The sequence below is a fragment of the Paenibacillus sp. NPDC057934 genome, from assembly GCF_042887565.1.
In the GTDB taxonomy this organism is placed as follows: Bacteria; Bacillota; Bacilli; order Paenibacillales; family Paenibacillaceae; genus Paenibacillus_AQ.
Map to the genome: position 1 here is coordinate 489043 of NZ_JBHVPB010000001.1, position 17776 is coordinate 506818.

General features: G+C 45.6%; 15 protein-coding genes and 1 riboswitch. Of the genes, 7 read left to right on the forward strand and 8 right to left on the reverse strand.

What is annotated here, in order from left to right; all coding sequences use genetic code 11:
* The first annotated feature begins 4 nt into the window (after positions 1–4).
* The 4 genes from xylF (at position 5) to ACFVRY_RS02370 (ending at position 5130) form a co-directional block, all read left to right on the forward strand.
* Positions 5–1093, forward strand: coding sequence for a D-xylose ABC transporter substrate-binding protein (xylF, locus tag ACFVRY_RS02355; RefSeq protein WP_387496793.1), 1089 nt, complete (start codon positions 5–7; stop codon positions 1091–1093).
* Between the two features lie 123 nt (positions 1094–1216).
* The gene (locus ACFVRY_RS02360) at positions 1217–2317 is read left to right on the forward strand and encodes a sugar ABC transporter substrate-binding protein (RefSeq protein ID WP_387496796.1); all 1101 of its coding nucleotides are present in this window, start codon (positions 1217–1219) and stop codon (positions 2315–2317) included.
* Between the two features lie 103 nt (positions 2318–2420).
* Complete coding sequence (locus ACFVRY_RS02365) at positions 2421–3941, forward strand: ATP-binding cassette domain-containing protein (RefSeq protein WP_387496798.1); 1521 nt, start codon at positions 2421–2423, stop codon at positions 3939–3941.
* A 13-nt stretch (positions 3942–3954) separates the two neighbouring features.
* Entirely contained in the window at positions 3955–5130 is a 1176-nt protein-coding gene (locus ACFVRY_RS02370) for a sugar ABC transporter permease (RefSeq protein ID WP_387496800.1), read from the forward strand.
* Between the two features lie 168 nt (positions 5131–5298).
* Here the strand turns inward: ACFVRY_RS02370 and ACFVRY_RS02375 are convergent, their stop codons facing one another.
* The 3 genes from ACFVRY_RS02375 to ACFVRY_RS02385 are packed head-to-tail and all read right to left on the reverse strand — an operon-like array spanning position 5299 to position 8510.
* Entirely contained in the window at positions 5299–6387 is a 1089-nt protein-coding gene (locus ACFVRY_RS02375; RefSeq protein WP_387496803.1) for a hypothetical protein, read from the reverse strand.
* A 57-nt stretch (positions 6388–6444) separates the two neighbouring features.
* Positions 6445–7848, reverse strand: a complete 1404-nt coding sequence (locus ACFVRY_RS02380) for a HAMP domain-containing sensor histidine kinase (protein ID WP_387496805.1) — start codon at positions 7846–7848, stop codon at positions 6445–6447.
* A 2-nt stretch (positions 7849–7850) separates the two neighbouring features.
* Positions 7851–8510 (reverse strand): response regulator transcription factor, encoded by a 660-nt coding sequence (locus ACFVRY_RS02385; RefSeq protein ID WP_387496808.1) that lies wholly within the window; start codon positions 8508–8510, stop codon positions 7851–7853.
* A gap of 132 nt (positions 8511–8642) precedes the next feature.
* Here ACFVRY_RS02385 and ACFVRY_RS02390 point away from each other — a divergent pair, with 132 nt between their 5' ends.
* The gene (locus ACFVRY_RS02390; RefSeq protein WP_387496812.1) at positions 8643–9680 is read left to right on the forward strand and encodes a phosphotransferase enzyme family protein; all 1038 of its coding nucleotides are present in this window, start codon (positions 8643–8645) and stop codon (positions 9678–9680) included.
* A 110-nt stretch (positions 9681–9790) separates the two neighbouring features.
* Here the strand turns inward: ACFVRY_RS02390 and ACFVRY_RS02395 are convergent, their stop codons facing one another.
* Complete coding sequence (locus ACFVRY_RS02395) at positions 9791–10168, reverse strand: PilZ domain-containing protein (protein ID WP_387496815.1); 378 nt, start codon at positions 10166–10168, stop codon at positions 9791–9793.
* Between the two features lie 125 nt (positions 10169–10293).
* Positions 10294–10404, forward strand: a riboswitch (purine riboswitch).
* 70 nt (positions 10405–10474) lie between these two features.
* Here ACFVRY_RS02395 and ACFVRY_RS02400 point away from each other — a divergent pair.
* Positions 10475–11425, forward strand: coding sequence for an EamA family transporter (locus tag ACFVRY_RS02400; RefSeq protein WP_387496817.1), 951 nt, complete (start codon positions 10475–10477; stop codon positions 11423–11425).
* 204 nt (positions 11426–11629) lie between these two features.
* Here ACFVRY_RS02400 and ACFVRY_RS02405 read toward each other — a convergent pair whose 3' ends face one another.
* The 3 genes from ACFVRY_RS02405 to ACFVRY_RS02415 all read right to left on the reverse strand — a co-directional run bounded on the left by ACFVRY_RS02405 (position 11630) and on the right by ACFVRY_RS02415 (position 15271).
* On the reverse strand, positions 11630–13108 hold the full coding sequence (locus tag ACFVRY_RS02405; RefSeq protein WP_387496819.1) for a 4-hydroxyphenylacetate 3-hydroxylase family protein: 1479 nt from the start codon (positions 13106–13108) through the stop codon (positions 11630–11632).
* A gap of 247 nt (positions 13109–13355) precedes the next feature.
* On the reverse strand, positions 13356–14570 hold the full coding sequence (locus ACFVRY_RS02410; RefSeq protein WP_387496822.1) for an MFS transporter: 1215 nt from the start codon (positions 14568–14570) through the stop codon (positions 13356–13358).
* 542 nt (positions 14571–15112) lie between these two features.
* Entirely contained in the window at positions 15113–15271 is a 159-nt protein-coding gene (locus ACFVRY_RS02415) for a hypothetical protein (RefSeq protein WP_387496825.1), read from the reverse strand.
* A 325-nt stretch (positions 15272–15596) separates the two neighbouring features.
* Here ACFVRY_RS02415 and ACFVRY_RS02420 point away from each other — a divergent pair, with 325 nt between their 5' ends.
* Positions 15597–15782: a hypothetical protein gene (locus ACFVRY_RS02420; RefSeq protein ID WP_387496828.1), complete on the forward strand. Its 186-nt coding sequence runs from the start codon at positions 15597–15599 to the stop codon at positions 15780–15782.
* Between the two features lie 251 nt (positions 15783–16033).
* Here ACFVRY_RS02420 and ACFVRY_RS02425 read toward each other — a convergent pair whose 3' ends face one another.
* Positions 16034–17422 (reverse strand): cryptochrome/photolyase family protein, encoded by a 1389-nt coding sequence (locus tag ACFVRY_RS02425; RefSeq protein WP_387496831.1) that lies wholly within the window; start codon positions 17420–17422, stop codon positions 16034–16036.
* Positions 17423–17776 lie beyond the last annotated feature (354 nt).

Sequence of the window (17776 nt, forward strand, 5' to 3'; positions counted from 1 at the left end):
GTAGATGAAAGCACACTGGAGATGGGGAATTGCAATATGTGGTGTACTGCTGGTGCTGTTGGTTATTTCGTATTACCCTGCCCCAAGCAAACCAGAAGATCCCATGGATAAGTCTGATTTGGTAGAGACCTCCAAGCCGAGAGAGCACAAAATCAAGGTGGGTTTTGCGATGGATACACTGATCGAGGAGCGGTGGTTAAAGGATCGGGATTTATTCTGTGCAGCAGTTGAAGCTTTAGGAGCTGAGGTAATGGTCTTGGCGGCAAGTGGTGATGATGCCTTGCAGATCGCTCAGGTAGAGACAATGATTAGCGAAGGTGTAGATGTGCTCGTTATTGTGCCGCATAATGCTGAAGCCATGGCAACGATCGTTAAGAAGGCGCATACAGCTGGAATTAAGGTGCTGTCTTACGACCGGCTGGTGAAGAATGCCGACCTTGATTTGTATGTGTCGTTTGATAATGAAGAAGTTGGGCGCTTACAGGCTTTAGCAATGACAAGCTGGGTACCCAGAGGCAAATATGTCTACATTGGCGGGGCTGATACCGATAACAATGCACTCATGTTCAAAAAAGGAGTGTTTGAGGTACTGCAGCCGTTCATTGATAAGGGGGAGATCGTAGTGGTCTACGATCAATGGTCCAAGGATTGGAGACCCGCGAATGCACTGGAGAATATGCGGCAGGCGCTTAGGGCGAACCATAACGATATTGATGCTGTAATTGCAGCTAATGATGCTACCGCTGGTGCGGCTGTCACAGCACTTGCGTCTCAAGGGTTGGCAGGAAAAGTTCCGGTTGTAGGAATGGATGCAGATCTTGCGGCCGCCCAGCGAATCGTAGCAGGAACACAAGCGATGACCGTCTACAAACCGATTAAGCAACTGGCTGACAAGGCGGCTGAGCTTGCTGTGCAAATGGCACAAGGAATGAAGATCGAAGCGAACAGCAAAGTGAATAACGGCAAAATCGAGGTGCCTTCCCTTCTGTTGTCACCGATAGTGGTGGATAAAGCGAATCTGAAGGAGACCCTTATTAAGGACGGATTTCATCGGCAGGAAGACGTTTTCAGTGAAGCTGACAAGAAGGACTAGCCTAGTATAAAAAAGTGAAGATGTTTACAAAATATTGCTAACGATAAGCGCTTTCATGCTCCGGGAGAGATGATATAGTTGGTTTTGTCAGAACAACTGATCATTTCGAAAGGGGCTTATTTAATGAAGAGTCGGTTCAAAGTGATTTCCCTGTTGTTGATTATTACGGTGCTCGGCGCCATGCTGTCGGCTTGTAACAGTGGCGGCGGTAAAGTGGATGTGGGGATCGTATTACCAACGAAGGATGAGCCAAGATGGGTGCAAGATGAGCAGCGCTTCAAGGATGCGTTGTCGAGTACGAAGTACTCAACAGATATTTTATTCAGCCAGGGCTCATCTGCCAAAGAGAAAGAGAATGTGCAGACTTTAATTAACAAAGGTATCAAAGTATTGATTATTTGCCCTCAAGATGGAGATGCTGCCGCTGCCGCTGTAGAAGAAGCCAAAAAAGAAGGTATTACTGTAATCGCCTATGACCGTCTGATTACGAAGACAGATGCTGTTGATTACTATGTAACTTTCGACAGCAAGGCCGTAGGAGCTGCGCAAGCTCAATATTTGGTGGATCACATCAAAGGAAATGGTCAACCGCTCTACCTGTACGCGGGTGCTTCATCTGACAACAATGCTTTCCTATTCTTCGAAGGTGCTTGGTCCGTATTGCAACCTAAAATTGCTGACGGAACGTTTAAAATTGCTAATTCCAGTGAAGCTGTGGCCCTGCAAGGTTCTCTGGAGCTATCCCGTGACCAGCTTGGCAAAATTATCGGTCAGGTAACAACGAACTGGGATGCGAATGAAGCCAAGAACAAAGCACAGACTCACCTGACTTCTGCCTCAGCCGATCTTAAGGGAGATGTCTCGATTCTTGCACCTAATGATGGCACCGCTCGTTCTATCGCCGATGTATTCGCTTCTGATTCTGCGATTACTAGCTTTATAGTAACCGGGCAAGATGCTGAGAAGGCTTCCATTCAATACATTATTGATGGCAAGCAATCCATGACCGTGTTCAAGGATGTACGTACACTCGTTAAGGATGCCATTAATATGGCTGTGAACATTCTGGATGGCAATACACCAGAGACAACCGGCGAATATGATAACGGAAAGAAAAGTGTTAAGGCGAAGCAAACAAATGTTATCAGCGTGGATAAAGACAATGTGAAGAAGGAAATTATCAGTTCCGGTTATTACAAAGAGGATGAATTCACAGGACTGTAAGATTTGCTAACCATCATATAGTCAATAGGAACGAATAGTGATAGCGGCTTCCTTGCTCTATCACTATTCGCTATCGAAGTTGTTCAGTAAGGAGAGCAGAGCTATGAGCGACTACATTCTGGAAATGAATAATATTTCAAAGGAGTTTACCGGGGTCAAGGCACTGACCGATGTGAATTTCAAGGTCGGCAAAGGAGAGATTCATTGTCTGATCGGTGAGAATGGTGCCGGGAAATCGACGCTAATGAAGGTGCTTAGCGGGGTCTATCCTTATGGAACCTATAAGGGTGACATTATCTTTGAAGGCCAGGTACAAAGCTTCGCCAAAATCAGCGACAGCGTCAAGGCCGGGATCGCGATAATCTATCAAGAGCTGGCACTATTCCCGGATTTGTCGGTGTACGAGAATATATTTGCCGGCAACGAAATTACTAGACGTTCGGTTGTGAATTGGAACCAGACCATTATTCAAGCGAAGGCCTTGCTGGGCAAGGTGAAGCTGAATGTGAACCCCGAGACACTGATTAAGGATTTGGGGGTTGGAAAGCAGCAACTTGTGGAGATTGCCAAGGCGCTTAGTAAAAATGTTAAATTATTAATTCTTGATGAACCAACCGCTGCGCTCAACGAGAATGACAGTGAGAATCTGCTGGATTTACTGAGGGAACTGAAGGAGCAAGGGATTACTTGCATTATGATCTCTCACAAGCTGAAGGAAGTCATTTCGATTGCCGATAAGGTCACTGTGCTGCGTGACGGAAGAACCATATGCACATTAGATGCCGCTCAAGGAGAGATATCGGAGAACGTCATCATCAAGCATATGGTCGGCCGCGAGATTGAGGATATTTATCCGAAAAGGGAGCATAAGCGTTTCGGAGGTAAGCTCCTGGAGATTCGAGGCTGGAGTGCGTATGACAGCAAGCTGGGAAGACATGTTGCTGCTGATGTTAATCTTCATGTAAGAAAAGGTGAGATCGTAGGAATTTCGGGTCTCATGGGATCGGGGCGAACAGAGCTGGCCTTGAGCATCTTTGGTAATCCGAAGCATTATAGGCTGAGCGGTGAATTGCTGGTAGATGGAGAAGCGCAGGTATTCCGTCATACGAGTGATGCAATCGCGAAAGGGATCGCTTACGTTACGGAGGATCGAAAGGGAGATGGGCTGTTCCTGATTCAGGATATCAAGAGCAATTTGACAGCTGCAAATCACGGAGGAATCTCCCGTAAAGGTGTTATTAATGACAATGAAGAGGTAAACGTAGGGAATCATTATAAGACATCACTGAATATCAAAGCGCCTACGATTGAACAACTGGTAGGTAATCTGAGCGGGGGGAATCAGCAGAAGGTGTCACTGGGCAAATGGATGTTTGTTGGTCCCAAGCTGTTGATTCTTGATGAACCTACTCGTGGCATTGATGTCGGTGCGAAATTTGAAATCTACACCCTAATGAACCGGCTCATTGATGAAGGGATGAGTATTATTATGATCTCGTCCGAATTGGGCGAGGTACTCGGCATGAGCGATCGTATTTATGTGATGGCTGAGGGACGGATTAAGGGTGAACTGCCTGTAGAAGAGGCGAATCAGGAAAAAATCATGCAGTTTGCTACGCAATAGGAGGAAGCACACCATGGATTTTTTGAAGGAAACGAAGTCATTGTTGAAGGTTAATATTCGAGAATATGGGATGTACATTGCATTGCTGGTCATTATTCTCATCTTCTCAGTTATGACCAATGGTCTGTTCATCTCATCCCGTAACCTTAGTAATTTGCTTGATGCTACTGGATATACTGCGGTACTCGCGGTAGGTATGACATTGGTTATTGTGATTCGGCATATTGACCTATCGGTCGGATTCGCAGCAGGTTTCATGGGCGCGATTTGTGCGATTATGCTGACTCAGTGGGGCGTTCCAGTTATTGTAACTGTACCGGTCATTTTGATTCTGGGTATTGTCATTGGGATGTTCAATGGGGTGCTCGTTGCTTCAATCGGGATACCATCCTTTGTTGCTTCATTAGCGGGGATGTTGATTTTCCGGGGAGCTCTGCTACAGGTAACGGAGAAATCAGGTACGATCAGTATTAAGAATGAAGCTTTTAATGCGATCGGAACAGGATATATTCCTTCGATTACCAAGATTGGGGGACTAACGTTACTCTCCTTGCTGCTGGGAATCGCTGTTATTCTGTTGTACATTTATTTAGAGGTCGCCAAGCGCAGAGATAAAGTAAAATACAACTTCGAGGTTGTATCCAAAGGTATATTTACACTGAAGCTTATATTCGTATCCGCTATTATTGCTTATATCACCTGGATTATATCTGGTTATAATGGATTCTCCTGGACGGTAGTCATTATGTTGCTTGTCGTTGTGATCTATCAATTCTTGACGACAAAGACAGTTTTGGGTAGGCATATTTATGCAGTTGGTAGCAATCCAGAAGCTGCTCATTTGAGCGGTATCAGTGTGAAAAAGATTACGTACATCGTATTTGGATCGATGGGAATGTTGTCGGCACTATCCGGTATTATGTACACAGCACGACTGCAATCGGCTACAACAACGGCAGGTACGTTGTTCGAGCTTGATGCGATTGCTGCTGCTTATGTCGGTGGTGTATCTGCAGCCGGCGGTGTCGGTAAGGTGACTGGCTCCATCATTGGTGCCATAGTCATGGTGTCGTTATCCAATGGGATGAACCTGATCGGGGTAGGCATCTCGTATCAATACATTATTCGCGGCGCAGTATTAGCGTTGGCAGTAATCTTCGACGTTATGACTCGCAAGCAAAGAGCGTAATAGTTGTAGATGCCATACGGCTAATCAAGAACCTTCAAGAGAATGAAACCTTGTTGTGATAAGGTGGATATCTTGAAGGTTTTTTTGCGAGATGCTGAATGATAAAAAAACACTGCAAAGGACGCGAAGTCATTTGGCAGTGTAATCAAGTTCTGAAGTAAGAAGCTCTTACTTCGTAGCTTTTGCTTCTTCATAGAGGAGGCAGCGAAGCGTCTTATCCGGGTAGCGCAACTCTGCAGTATAGCTGCTGCCGTCTTCGAGTAACATTTTGACGTCAACCATACCGCGACTATCATTTTTGTCGGTATCTACCAGGTAGGCCATAGTGATTTTTCGGGTCTCTCCTTGCTTGTCAGTTACTATTTTCGTAGCCTCGTGAATCCATGTCGCATCCTTTTGGATAGCCTTGGCAGCTTCAGCACTAATCGGGGTTCTTTTTAGAGTGAAATTAGCGGCTGTCGTGTCCACTACCGTCCGGGTAGTATAATCAATGATTACGTTATATTGCCAGAAATCTTTACCCTGTGCTCTTAAGGTGTCCGCTTTATAAGGAGCAAATGTAATTAGCCAGGATTTTTTATTTAATATCACGGCATCATTTAAATTAGCATATACTTCTAATTTGGAGACATCAGCACCAAATAGCTTTTTTACACTTGTAGCGGCGAGGGCGACGGCATCAGCCTGACTCAAATCTTTGGAATCCAGCGGTGTTACAATGTTCCGTTTGGAGAGGGCATAGTTCATCCGGTAAATCCAGTCTGTAGCCTCCAAGAGCTCCTCATCAGTCAATGGTCGATTCGGATAATGGATCTTGTTTTTGTCCAAGTCCCAATAATACTCCAATTGTCCCGGCTTTAACGGAAGGGGCTGCTTCGGGCGGAGACCGTCATACAAATACTGGTCTTGCAATATCAGCCTCCGATTCGCTTCTTCCTCAGTCATCTCTCTGTTGGAGGTAAGCTCGTTATCGGGCTTGTCCGCAAAATCATAAATTTGCTGAAATTCTTCAGGGGTCATCAGCTGCTCCAACTCTTTGTTCACGTCGGAGACCGTAGTCTTTGCTGTTACTGCCTCTACCTTTAATACAGGCGTCTTGCTGCTGGCCAAGGTCTGCTTGCCCGTGTCCAGAACGACAGGAATGCTCTTGGCAACGCTAGTATTCACAAATTCTGGGACAATCATTGCACTAACCACCAGCACGCTTCCAGAGAACAAGAGCACTGTGAGTGTAGTGGAAATCTTGTTGTTATTCATTAACTTAACCTCCATAGGGATTGGATGATGAATCTACCTAACCTTAATCCAAAGATGTTATAGAGTAGGAGGGCAGTTGTTATGAAGTTGTAAAAAGATACGTACGCAAGTCCCCTTGCCAAGATCAGAGTCTAAGGTTAATCTGGCCTGATGTGCTTCGGCGATTTGCCGGCATAAGGATAATCCCAGACCTGCGCCGCCGTATTCGCGTGAACGCGCCTGATCTCCCCGGTAGAACGGTTCAAATACACGTTTAGCCTGTTCTGAAGAGAGTCCCGCTCCCGTATCACGGATTTCCAGCACGGCTTCTCCATTCAGCTCATAGGCCACCATATAAATCTCGCTACCGCGCTTGGAGGCATGAATGGCATTTTCAATGAGATTGACTAAAAAAGAAGCCAGCAAATCTGCGTCTCCCCAAACAGAAGCGATCTTATGCTGAACATGAAGTCGTATATCTACACTCGCTAATTTGGGGTGTTCCGTGTGTTGGACCGTTTGAAACAGTTTCGGAATGTCCACCTGCCGGAGTGTCAGTGGTTGATGCCGGAGGACAGACAAATCCAGCAGCTTAAAGGCTAGGTTCTTGAGACGGAGAGTCTCACTAAGAATATAGTCGCCCGCAGTTTGCTGTTCTTCCTGTCCAATGTTAGCCGTGGTCAGAAACTCGGCGAATCCTTGCATACTAGTCAAAGGTGTGCGCAGTTCATGGGCCAAATTATCTACCATCCGCTGTTTCTCTTCAGCCATCTCCGAGAGTTCGGTGACCCGCTGCTCCACGGCTTCTGCCATCCGGTTGAAGTTCAGGGCCAGTTCGCCAAATTCATCCTTGCTGTGCAGCTGTACCCGTTTCGTATAGTCGCCTTCAGCAATCGTTTTGCTGGTCTCTGAGAGGAGCTTCAGCGGCTTACTTAGCTGCTGGATCAGCAGATAAAGCAGTAGCAGCAGAACTGGACCCGCAATCAGGTTAATCATTACAAAAAAGCGGTTCAGCTCCTGTTGCTTGGCGAAGAGCTCGCTGATCTCACGCTGATAGACAAGCCGCAAATGCTGGTAAGGAGCAGGAAGCGGGGTGGAGAGCTGAATAGACTGAGCGTCTAAGGCTTCAGTCTCGCTGCTGTTTCCCGGGCTTTGCGCTGTGAAGTTTTCATTCTGGGGAGGATAAATCATCCCGTCGCTATCCCAGAGCTGCAAATAGATTCCTTGCTTACGATAATAATCACCATAAGATTGGGCGACACTGGCCAGCAGAATAGGGGTCAATGGGTTACCCCGCGCCTGAATAGAATTAAGGTTCTCATAAATATTGTTGGCAATTAACAATTGATCACTGGAGGCTCTCTGCGTCTCACTATCTATGTTGAGCTGCCAGCTTTTTTTCATTACCATCATCACACTTACATCCAGGGTGATGATGAAGAGGGGGAGTACCGACAGTAGAATTTTATGCCAGAATCTCATGATTAACTCTGAACTTCCAGGCGATAGCCTAGTTTGAAAATCGTTTTGATCCGTTCTTCCCAGCCCAGTTTTTTGCGTAGCTGCCGGATGTGGACATCCACAGTACGGGTGTCGCCCTCAAAATCATAGCCCCAAGCCAATTCCAACAGCTTTTCCCGCGATAAAGCTATATTCCGGTTACGGATTAACACCTCAAGCAGTTCGAATTCCCTGACAGTCAAATCAACCGCCATCTGATCTACTAAAACCTGCCGTTCCAGGTAACGCACCTCCACATTATCGCAAATGAAACTGGTAGTAACCTTTTCCCCCCTGCGCAGCACTACGTTGATTCTTGCCAGCAATTCAAGGATTTCAAATGGTTTGATGATATAATCATCTGCGCCCAGCTCGAAGCCTTTGATGCGGTCAGCCAATGAATTTTTGGCGGTGATTAGAATCACTGGGATCTGCAAATGTGAAATCCGGCCCATAACCTCAAAACCATCTAGATCTGGAAGCATAACATCCAGCAGAATCAGATCGATTTTCTCACGTTCCAGAATTTCAAAAACCTCTGGTCCACGGTAAGCCTTGCTATATGTATGTCCCACCAGCTTCAGATTCATTGTAATTAAATCACTGATTGCTCGTTCATCTTCTACTACCAATAGATTTGCCATTTCGTATTTCTCCTCCTGATTGCCTTGCTGACGAAGTGCTGCTTTCGTTATACACTATATACAACTAGAGGAAGGATTGTCCAGAAATTTGGTGGTTTCATCAGGCGATGTTACCTATTAGAATAGAGAAGAATGTTAAAGAGAGAGGGGCATAAGTCTATCAATAGTATAGTCAGTGAGGGATGGCCTGAGTGGAATGGGGAGCTGCGGAAGCAACCCGGGGGATGGAACAATACAACCTATGTAGTGGAAAAAGAAGGACAGCGCGCAGTGCTGCGCATCTATGATACGCACAGAGACAGACATAAAATCGAATTTGAACATGCAGTGCTGCAAAAGCTGGGAACCATGAGCTTGCCTTTTCAAGTACCTTCACCAATTCTTACCTCCGCAGGAGAGTCTTTGGTTCAGTTAGAGGATTACGACGGCAAATTTGCTTGTCTGTGCACATATATCGAAGGAGATTCGCCCTCAGAGGGGAATTCAAGCTTTTATGAATCGTTTGGTAAAGCGGCCGGAACGTTGTCCGTTGTTTTGGCAGATGTTCATCCGGAACTGCCTACGGCGTACCTTCCATATTATGAACTGGGACAGTCCTATCCGCTATGTACAAGGGGAACGATTCGGAAGTTATACTTGAATCCTCCTGAACCCTTCATAGACCTAACCGAGGAACTGAAGATTCTCTGCACAACTTTTGAGAATATAGAGGAATCATTGGAGGGCCTGAAGAGATTACCGCATCAGTTGGTACATGGGGACTTGAATGCTTCCAATTTGCTAGTGGCGACAGTTGATCATCGGCAAGTAGCCGCGCTGCTTGATTTTGAATTTTGTACATACGACTTGCGGGCAATGGAGCCGGCAGTTATTTTATCTGGATTGCTGGGTCATACGGAAGAAGATGCTGTGATCCGGGATTTTTGGTGGGGATATAGTCGTCAGGTTCGTCTCTCTAGTGATGAAATCAAAGCTATTCCAATGCTGATACTGTTGAGAAAAATGGATGTATTCCTTCATTTTCTTACCCGCTATCTGGAAGGGACCGATGAGGCTGACGTCTTGCGTACGCAAGTGAAAAGGTTGTCCGTAGAGGTGCCGCGGTTGGCAGGAGATACGGATTGGCTTTTGGGGATTTTGCTGGAGGATTTGTCGAGCGGAAAAGAGTGAGTGGAAAGTTGCGATGGGGTAGTGAAAAGTGAATCCACCCTCAAAGGTGTTGCCTTACCTTTCGGTGGATTCACGTACTCACCTTTTGAGGAGTGCTCCTTTTTAAAAAGTCAGCGCACCAATATTTTGCCTTCGCCAGCTAACTTACGAAGCACCGCTGGAAGACGATCACGGTCGGACTCAGGAATGTCCAATTGGATGCCGTAATGGAAACTGCCGTCCTGTTCCTTATTCCACTTCATTGTACCTTCTATGTACGTAGGTTCGACTGTAAGGTCTATCTCCATGCCAACGCGCACTAAATTATTTTCTAGATTTACATTAATGGGAAGGGATAGGTGGCAGCCCGAACGACTGATGTCAAACAGTACAGCTCTTACAGGCTTGGAAGGAACCGATAGCCCGTTAATAGTAAGGATATGAAGATCAAATGTAAAAGGCTCTTTAAGGGTATATCGAAAAGGTTCGGTTCTACGATTAGTATTCATATTCTCCTCCATACTTTTCCATGTATATTCTAAATTTATCGACATGAAGATGTAATAAGTGAAGAGTTGGTATTTAAGGTTGACATATGTTTACTTGCCGTGTAGCATATGAAAAGTCGTCATAACGATAATAATCACATATTTCTCGTATAACTCCGCATTCAAGAAAGGCCACAAGGGCGGAGGTTTCTACAGGAAGCCTATTCTTCCTAACTACGATGATAAGGAAATGTATTCAGTTCCCTTATTACGAAGTTAGGTTATTTGTGTTATGTCAGGCGGTTTGGAATATTGTGGAGGTGCAAAATGAAAGATTTGAAGTATTTAATATCCGTCCTAGTGGGGGCTATGAGCTACGGTATATTATCAACAATTGTTGTATTGGCTTATGATAAGGGGTACCAGTTGGGTGAAGTGGTCGGCACGCAGCTCTTGACGGGGTGCATACTTGCCTGGCTATTGGCGCTTTACACCAAGGTTAGAGAAAAACGTACACAGAGCAGACAAGGTGTAGTGAGTGGAAATTTAGCAGTAACTAGAAATGGATTATCTTGGAAAAACAGAATAGTGCTTATGTTGGCTGGAGCGCCAACGGTCGTAACCGGTCTGATGTACTATCAATCCCTGCGTTACATCCCGGCTTCCCTGGCAATCATTCTACTGTTTCAATTCACTTGGATCAGCGTACTGATTCAAGCGGTCAGCAAACGCAAATGGCCTGATAAAGTCACACTGTTAACCTTGCTGCTGCTGTTCGGGGGAACGCTGCTTGCAGCGGGGATTATGGATCAGGGCGAGGCTCGTTTCAATGTCCTGGGTCTTACGTTGGGGCTTCTGTCTGCAGTGAGCTATTCCATGTTTATTATATTCAGTGGTAAAGCTGTTCCTAATGTTCATCCAGCGTACCGAAGTGCATGGATGGTTACCGGAGGCATGCTGCTGCTGTTCATTTTATTCCCACCGTACTTCCTGTTTAACGGGTTGCTATGGAGTCAGCTACTGCTATTTGGTTTCTTGCTTGGTTTGTTCGGAGCGTTTATCCCACCGGTGTTATTTGCGATAGGTGTTCCTCATATCGGGGGCGGCATGGCGGGGATTCTTGGTGCTGCCGAGCTGCCGGTTGCCGTATTGCTGTCCTCATTTGTGCTTCATGAGCATGTCAGCGGACTTCAGTGGGCTGGGGTTGTCGTGGTGTTGCTGGGTGTTGTGCTTCCTGAACTAAGCAAGCTGCGCTGGAATAGCGTTGACGCTAAATAATTATAATTCATCGTCGTTCGCTTAAACGCGAAGCCCTCAGTACGTCGATGCAGATAATGGTCGCTAAGGCGCTGCCCACCGCAGCCGAGCAGCGTTCATTGAACCACAAGATTCCCTTACTTAGGAGTTATAAGTATAAAAGCACGCAAAAAAGGAGCAATCTGGGGCGCTAAGCACCGGGTTGCTCCTTTTTCATTAGAAACTTCATTCACCTGTTGAATCAGTCCGACGGTCTTGAGGTGCAATAAACTCGTGAATGATTTGACGGAAGTATTCGTGATTATCATAGCTGTTGAACATACGCCAGGCCAGCGTTTGGGAATTCCCGAAAAATAACCGCTCAAACTGGGTTTGCCGGCCACCAAACGCACCCGCGCCCAGTTCCCAGGCGAGTCGGAATAAGGCATTTCGATACCAGGCATCCGAGACATTACCCTTCAAATACTGGCTGAGATACGAACCGGCACTTGAAATGAAGTCGGATTCGGAGGGGATCATGATGAGACTGCTTGAACTGAGCTGTTGAACCATTTCAACCATCTCCGGATAAAACTTTGAAAAGTGAATGGTTGATGCCAGAAGGGGACCTTTATCTGGAACGAGATATCCAAATTTGTCTTGGGATGCCCCTATTTCAGAAGCCAGTCTTAACGCTTTGAATGTTTCTAAAAATGTTATTATTCTGGAAATGGGCTGTAAACTGTAGGACTCAAGGATAGCATTTTGTTCTTCCGCCAAAGACTCTAGTACACCGAGAAAAAATTCAGTTTTTGCAATATAGCGGGTGATAATTTGGTGTGCCATATGAGTATGGAAGTGACTCTCGTCGAACAATCGCGCACAATACACTTCATCTCCGTAATAAAATATACGATCATGAGGAACAAGTACGCGGTCAAATATAACAAGCGTATCCATTTCTTCATATCTTGAACTTAACGGATGATCGTAGACTGATGAAGCTGCATAGCTTTCACGGCAAAAAAAAGTCATCCCAGGCAGATCATTAGGCACGGCAAAAGCAAATGCAAATGGATTATCATCATCCACAAATGATGGTGAAGGCGTTGGAAATACAAGCATTTCATCGCATGTAGCACCTTGTGTTGCCATCATAAAAGCACCAGTTACAATTATCCCTTCATCATTGATTTCTACGACTTTAGCGGCGATAGAATCCTCTGTAGCATCAATTTGACCGGATATTTTGCTTGCTTGAGGCTGGATGAATGCATGGGATAAGGTAATGTCATGATCCCGGCAGTAGGCGTAATATTTCCTGAGGTTCTCAGCATATTTGGGATTTAGGTCTTCAAGAATATCGGCAGCCGTGAACAGAGACATGATAGCCGTGTTCATATAATCGGGGGAACGTCCTAAAAATCCGTGATGTCTGTTGGACCAGAGTTCAATCATTTTTCGTCGACGTTGCAGATCTTCAGCATTTTTAGGAGGGAGAAAAGATAGACCAACAGGTTCTCCTGTTTCTGGTGAAGGATAGGTCATCTGCGCTAAAAATTGCTCATCACACTGCATGTTGTACATTTCGGCTTGAGTTTGTATGAGACCTTGAAATGCAGGGTGCTTCGACAAAGGGCCCTCGATCTGCACTCCTTTGTACCAGATATTAATGTTTTGCCGGTCGATTCGTTCGATGTATTGATCACCCGTTTTAATGGGCACACGTGTTCACCTCTTTGGAGAGAATCTTTTGCTAAATAAGCTGTGTTATTGCTTATAATGTACGTAACTATGATCATCCTTGTACATTGTCCACACAACGTGTGAGTAGAGGGACTGATGTATCATTAAAATGCTATGAAAAAAGGGCATTCCCTTCGCCTCTAGGCTGTTGAATACCCTATGATCCTTTCTTTATAAATTTAGCTGCCAATATCTTTCGGCCATGCTCGAAAGTCCGTTATTCCTCTTAAGTGCCTACACGTTGTACGCGCTTGTTACCTGTACGTAGCATAAGCCCGAAGCTCAGGAACAGTATGATTCCGGCAACCACATAAGGGAAGTTAACATTCATATCAAACAATAGCCCAGCTGCTATCGGACCGATAATATTGCCGAGGCTGGTAAAAGCGGAGTTAAGCCCCGCCACATAACCTTGCTGCTCTTGTGCAAACATAGACATTTGCGTGCTGATCGCTGGGCGCAATATATTGATGGACAGGAAGACTACAAAGGTGACGGCAAAGATCAGCCAGTACTGGTGAACGAGCAGTGTCAATAGAACAAACAATCCGGCAGCGATCAGGCAGACTCTAATGACCAACACCTCGCCAAAACGCTGTATAATCCAACCGAAGGCCGTTAATTGAACCACTGCACCTCCAATAGAGGCGAATGTAAAAATGAAGGCAATGTCCATCGGCGTAAAACCGAACTTATTATTAACAAACAGACCGAATACGGTCTCATAGTTGGCCAGTCCGAAGGACATCACGAACACAATAACCAAGCTGATAAAATAAGGCTCGCGGTAAGCGAAACGCAACTGCTGGAGTATGCTCCTTTTCGGCTGCACATCAGATGTTGCCTTATCGCTATTCTCATCGTCTTTTGCAATGGACGGTAGCGATTCGGACAGTACAAATGTAGTAATAACCGCAGCGATCAAACCGGCAATCTCAGCACAATAGAAGGGCACGCGAAGGCCGAACTCGGCAAGATAACCCCCGAAGCCGGGGCCAATGATATAGCCTGTCGTAATGGCAGCATTGATGAAGCCCATACCCTTGGCACGTTTTTCCTGGGTGGTGATATCCGCCACATAGGCCATAATGGCTGGCATGATAAGCGCTCCGCTAATGCCGCCCATCATCCGGGATACAAAGAGTAGAAGAGTCGAATGGGCCAAACCGAATACTACCTCAGCACAGGCGAAGACTAGCATTCCAGCCACAATCATGCGTTTGCGTCCGAAGGAATCAGATAGCCGTCCCGCCAGCGGTGAGAAAATTAGCTGCGTCAACGCGAAAGAGGCGACAAGCAAACCGGCAGTACTTCCACCAACATCCAACATCGTTATGTATTTAGGGATTACAGGAATGACCAGCCCAATACCGGCAAAGACTAAAAATAAGTTAAACATTAGAAGTAGCATAGTGCCCCGATTTTTGAGCAGTAAAGTCATCTGATTGTCCCCCAAGTTAGATACTGAATGATTTTCTAGATTCATACAATAATAAAAAATCAGGATTATCTACAATCCTATTTGGATATATATTATATATTTAAGTTTGAAAAATATGAAATTAGTCTATTATAGATTTTTGTTAGCTTCAATATATATATTTTAAACTATTATATTTACTTTATATTGACGTATACAAAAACACCGCTGGAACCATTCAGGCTTACAGCGGTGTTCTTTCTTATTGCAACGGATATCAAATCATATGTAAACAGAGTAAAGACCGATTAACCGCAAAGGAGCAGGGGCTAATCGGTCTTCTCTTTGTATGTTCATGTTACTATACGCCTGAGTTACATGCTGCTGAAATTCAAACGGTTACCGTCGGGGTCATACGCATGAAAGCTGACCATTCCTCTAATTATAAATCCGCCAATATCTGAGGTTTCGATACCGCTGTCAGATAGAAAGGCATGATAGTTGAAAAAATCTTCACGTTCAGCAACCCAGCAAATTGGCCGCACAGGTCCATCCCCGTATAGTTACGATACCACTGTTCCGCGTTCTGCAAAATGATGGGGTAATCTTACAGACGACAGACTTGAGATTAGCCAAGTCCCCCAATTCATTCGTGTCATTTTGCCCTGCGTACATCTTGGATCAGGCTTCCAGTTCTCCTTTTGCCCTACCTCCCACAACATAAACATCTCAAATCAATGAATGGCCTCTTCATGATTATCCCAAAGCACATCAACAACCGAACCATCAAAATATAGTTTAGGTACTGCAAAGGTTGTCATAAGCAATCTCCCATTCTATTATTTTGAGATATTCTCTTGAACTTAGTCGCACTGGACGAAAAGCCGCATTCCAATCCAATTTGAGTGAGCGAAGTAAATGACCCTTGTTTTGTATTGATTAGATAGACTGCTTCAGTAGCATCGATTATTCTAGATAAATGGAGACCGAAGGTTGCTTGAATCGTGGACTTGAAACTTATGGTGCAGAGAAGAAAGGAAGCTGGCTATGACTTATTCACAAATGTGGAACAACGCAGGAAATGAAGCCGAGATTCTCTATTTGGAAGAGCAGATTAAGACAGTCAAAAAAGAAGTAAAACGAGCAGAAGCCGCAGGGCTTCAGGAAATATTAGATCAAGCGAATCGCAAGTTGGCTGAACTGGAAGCGAAGCTGGATGAGCTAGAGGAGTAGGGGCTAGCCGCCCCTTGTACTGCATTATTCTTCACCAAGGGTGATTGGATTCCTCTCATAGGAAATCTAGTCACACCAGCTACTCGCATACAACTTCGCATTTTTGTACCAGGTTCTCCCCAGTGCGAGCCCTCCGTTGTCTGGAGGGTAGCGATAAATCCGGGATAGTGCATGAGGAGACAAAACTACTGTCCGCAGGAACAGCAGAAATTTTGGAGATATTGCAAGAAGACCGGGGAAGCGTAAGCAGGTTATAGCTCATTTCCGCTATTAGGTTGCACCGTCGCTCCTTTGCTGTTCAGGATTTTTTTATACACCTCAATCGCCAGCGCCCGTGACTGCTTAAGATCAACGATAGCATGTGGTCTAGGCAGGTGGATAGCTTTATCGGACAAATCTGCCAGTTCCGGCATCCAGGTGCGTATATAATCTCCGCTCGGGTCATGAGTCTGGGACTGGGTTACCGGATTCATGATCCTGAAGTAAGGGGAGGCATCGAATCCGAGCGAAGAGCTCCACAGCCAACCGCCACGGTTCAGCACATTATCATAATCGCTCAGCTTCAGCCGGAAGTAACGCTCCCCGTAAATAAATGGACAGCCCAGATTTTTGGTAAGGAACATTGCGGTAATCATTCGCAGCCGGTTCGGCATCCAGCCGGTTGTGTTCAGTTGGGTCATGGCGGCATCGATTACCGGAATGCCAGTTCTTCCCGAAGACCAGGCCTCAAAGTATTTCGTACCCAGAGTGCTTAAATCATACACCTTCTCATAGCAGAAGAAATCAGAATCGAGCCGGGCCTGATACAGATAGAAATCCCGCCAGGCCAGCTGTCGCAGCCATTCTTCCACACCGGTTTCTTCATCCGCCAGCCGATTATACACAGTACGTGCAGAAATGGTACCCGTATTGAGGTGTCGGCTGATCCGGCTGGTGCCCTCCTGTGCGTATCTGTCACGGCTCACATGATAATCCCGTAAATGTAAGTCTATAAATTGCTCAAGCGTATCGTTTACATCTATCTTCTTTCCGGAAGGCGCTAGCTTTTCAATCTGGAGTGTAATCTCCTCAGGAATCTTGAAATCTTCAGCAATTCTCTCGTCCAGTGTAGAAGTTGACAATTCAGACAAGGTCGAAGAATAGGACGGACAAAACCGCTCTGCCAAGTAGCTGCGCCAGCGGCGGTAGAACGGTGTGAATATCTTGAAGGGCTCTCGCCGCCCGCACCAATCCATGAAATCTTCCAGATCGCAGAGCATGCTATCGTGATAAATTTTGAAACGGATACCGAGTGCAGCCGATGTATCGCGCAGGTTCATGTCTCTTTGTAGTGCATAAGGAGTGTAATCGGCATGAACCATCAATTCTTGAATGGGGTAGGCTTCGCTTACCCTCTTGACAATAATATCAGGCTCGCCATAAAGAATATGTAGCTGCTTGCCCTCAGAGCCGTACTCCTGCTGAAGTCTTGAGACCTGCGTCAGGAAGTTAACCCCACTATGCTCAAGATAGCGTTGTTTGCGCAGTAGAAAAGGCTCCAGAATCAACACATGAAGGTTGCAAGAACCAGAAGAACGCATGGCCTCAAAGGCCGGAAGATCGTTAGTCCGCAGATCCTTGCGGTGAATGAAGAGAATCATTAGAAGTATTTCCTTTCTGTTATCTGAGGGAATAACACGCCTGTCCATAATACGATAGATTTGAAGTTTTGGCGATGAGCTGTTCCTGCAGCAAGCAGAGGAGAGGATCAAGTTGATTGTTCAAGCGGATCAAGGATAAAAGTACGAAGCTATTGTCAGAAAATTCAGTAGCAATACAGCTACGATATAACAATGATGTGCACCATATCTTAAGCACAGAAAGCCCGTGCCATGCGCAGACTCTTCATGTTTATTCTTTCCCAGTCGCAATCGGATTCTCACAGTAACTAATCCAGTAGTAGATGTACCGTGTGCTATATTCAAGGAACTTTTGCATCTGGTTGTCCGCGAATG

What these genes read in the sequence shown, in the direction of transcription:
- xylF (WP_387496793.1), top strand. Translation starts at nt 5, where the DNA reads ATGAAAGCACACTGGAGATGGGGAATTGCAATATGTGGTGTACTGCTG.
- ACFVRY_RS02360 (WP_387496796.1), top strand. Translation starts at nt 1,217, where the DNA reads ATGAAGAGTCGGTTCAAAGTGATTTCCCTGTTGTTGATTATTACGGTG.
- ACFVRY_RS02365 (WP_387496798.1), top strand. Translation starts at nt 2,421, where the DNA reads ATGAGCGACTACATTCTGGAAATGAATAATATTTCAAAGGAGTTTACC.
- ACFVRY_RS02370 (WP_387496800.1), top strand. Translation starts at nt 3,955, where the DNA reads ATGGATTTTTTGAAGGAAACGAAGTCATTGTTGAAGGTTAATATTCGA.
- ACFVRY_RS02375 (WP_387496803.1), bottom strand. Translation starts at nt 6,387, where the DNA reads ATGAATAACAACAAGATTTCCACTACACTCACAGTGCTCTTGTTCTCT.
- ACFVRY_RS02380 (WP_387496805.1), bottom strand. Translation starts at nt 7,848, where the DNA reads ATGAGATTCTGGCATAAAATTCTACTGTCGGTACTCCCCCTCTTCATC.
- ACFVRY_RS02385 (WP_387496808.1), bottom strand. Translation starts at nt 8,510, where the DNA reads ATGGCAAATCTATTGGTAGTAGAAGATGAACGAGCAATCAGTGATTTA.
- ACFVRY_RS02390 (WP_387496812.1), top strand. Translation starts at nt 8,643, where the DNA reads ATGTTAAAGAGAGAGGGGCATAAGTCTATCAATAGTATAGTCAGTGAG.
- ACFVRY_RS02395 (WP_387496815.1), bottom strand. Translation starts at nt 10,168, where the DNA reads ATGAATACTAATCGTAGAACCGAACCTTTTCGATATACCCTTAAAGAG.
- ACFVRY_RS02400 (WP_387496817.1), top strand. Translation starts at nt 10,475, where the DNA reads ATGAAAGATTTGAAGTATTTAATATCCGTCCTAGTGGGGGCTATGAGC.
- ACFVRY_RS02410 (WP_387496822.1), bottom strand. Translation starts at nt 14,570, where the DNA reads ATGACTTTACTGCTCAAAAATCGGGGCACTATGCTACTTCTAATGTTT.
- ACFVRY_RS02415 (WP_387496825.1), bottom strand. Translation starts at nt 15,271, where the DNA reads ATGTTGTGGGAGGTAGGGCAAAAGGAGAACTGGAAGCCTGATCCAAGA.
- ACFVRY_RS02420 (WP_387496828.1), top strand. Translation starts at nt 15,597, where the DNA reads ATGACTTATTCACAAATGTGGAACAACGCAGGAAATGAAGCCGAGATT.
- ACFVRY_RS02425 (WP_387496831.1), bottom strand. Translation starts at nt 17,422, where the DNA reads ATGATTCTCTTCATTCACCGCAAGGATCTGCGGACTAACGATCTTCCG.